Raw genomic sequence first — 1560 nt, 5'->3', positions numbered from 1 at the left:
AAATAATTTTTATTTTCTTTTTTAATTTGTTTTGCTTTTTCAAGGGACACTGTTTCGAATAACGAAGAAACAGATACGGCCTTCTTTTCCTTGTCCGTTAAAATTTCAATAATATCGGTAAGAATTTCAATACCGTTTTTTGTTATGGTATTCTTTTTATTCTTTTTTTCAACAGGAAGCATAAGCGCCTCTTGAATTAGCTCCGATAATTGCGCGTTAAGCCCAGGCGCGGCAAGATCAATGTTAAGTAAAATACCTTCTCTCATGTCTTGAAAAATATCTTTTGAAAGATAGGGATGATTCCCTGTCAGGATTGTATATAACATTACACTGGCGCAAAAAGCTGTCGCATCCATGCCAGTTAAATCGGGGCAATTATATTTGTCAATTTCATTGCCTTCAATATAGAGACAGCGTCCGGATATATGCTCAGGAGCAAAAAAAACATTGCCTTCTTTTGAAACAAATGACGCGCCCGGATTTATTGCGGATTGTTTATTGCCAAGCAGCATCTTTGCCTTACTCCAGCTTATTACTGCTTCCAAGGCTTCCTGTTTTAACTCGGGTGACTGCGATGATCCAAATTCTTCTAAAAGTAAATCTAACCTTTTTCCCGGCACATACGGTCCAAAAACCCTCATAAAACCGTCGGTTTCATTTACGCCGGTTATTTTCCATGTCTCTTGTGTTCCGTCGGGATTAACAATAACCCCCGGGTCTATCAAACTCTGAGACATTTTTGTCCGGGCGAAAGATCGCGGATCAAGCCCGGTATCAAAACATAAAGCCGCTTTGTTGTCTACTTCTGAAATATAAATTCGTTGATCCATCATTATTCCTTTTTTATTCTCATTTTTAACGGTTATCTCGTTGAATAAAGATAACGGAAATAATCCATGTCGGTAGTAAGAGTTTTGTTAAATTTTGGCATGGTCTGACGATATGATTCAATTGCTCTCCAGTAATCATAAAAAACCTGTCTCTCCCTGTCCCTGTTGTACGCGTCAGCGTAAATTCTCGCCGCTCTCGCGTCCGCGTTTCCCATAATCGTTTGGGCCTGTGTATATGCGGCGGAAAGAATAGAACGCTTTTCATTGTCCATTTTTCCAAGCCACTCGGCTTTCCGCCCTTCGCCCTCGGAACGGAAAGCCATCGCTATCTGGTTTCTTTCCCTTATCATACGCGCATAAACGCTCGGCGTAAGTTCGGGCGAATAACTGATTTGCCGCGTTACTACGTCAATAAGCTCTATGCCGTATTCAGGAACCATACGCCGTGAGCGCGCGAGTATCTCTTCGGCAAGCTGCCTCCTTCCCTTTGTAATCGGCTCATAACTTGAACTTGACTGGTTTGTTGTGCTTAAAATATCTACTTCAAGACCTTCCCCAATTACAGCCGCTTCATCACGCGACAAGCGTTCCATAATAATATTGGAGTTTCTCACCGATTCCCGCAGGGGATTTTCCGCTACGACTGTACGCACTTCAGAATCAATAATTTCTGAAAGTTTTGAATACGCCGCGTCTACGGTATTTATCGACTCATAAAATTTCTTTGGGT

At 41.5% G+C, this 1560-nt stretch carries 2 protein-coding genes; both read right to left on the bottom strand.

Features of this window, described 5'->3' with window-relative positions; translation table 11 throughout:
* Positions 1 to 833 (bottom strand): hypothetical protein (locus ACYVRH_RS12560; RefSeq protein ID WP_461257243.1); only part of this gene is annotated, 833 nt, incomplete at its 3' end.
* A gap of 29 nt (positions 834 to 862) precedes the next feature.
* Positions 863 to 1560: protease modulator HflC (gene hflC, locus ACYVRH_RS12555; RefSeq protein ID WP_461257242.1), on the bottom strand; the 698-nt coding region annotated here is incomplete at its 5' end.

The sequence above is a fragment of the Treponema sp. R80B11-R83G3 genome (genome assembly GCF_054786115.1).
This window is presented reverse-complemented; position numbering and strand designations above follow the sequence as displayed.